Raw genomic sequence first — 223 nt, forward strand, 5'->3', positions numbered from 1 at the left:
TGCAGCTCCGCGTCCATCTCGGGCTCGAAGAAGCGATAGGTCGCGCGCCCGTCGGCCTTGGCGCGATAGAGCGCAAGATCGGCCTGCTTGAGGAGCTGGTCGGGCGACAGGGTCCCCTCCGAGGCAACGGCAATGCCGATGCTGGTGCCGATGACGATCTCCTGCCCCTCGAGATCGTAGGGCATGCTGACGGCTTCGACGATGCGCAGGGCGAGGGCCGCGC

General features: G+C 67.7%; 1 protein-coding gene. It reads right to left on the reverse strand.

Features of this window, described 5'->3' with window-relative positions; all coding sequences use genetic code 11:
* Nucleotides 1–223 (reverse strand): diguanylate cyclase domain-containing protein (locus E4K09_RS04330; protein ID WP_134495435.1); only part of this gene is annotated, 223 nt, incomplete at both ends.

The sequence above is a fragment of the Microvirga pakistanensis genome (genome assembly GCF_004458765.1).
GTDB lineage: Bacteria > Pseudomonadota > Alphaproteobacteria > Rhizobiales > Beijerinckiaceae > Microvirga > Microvirga pakistanensis.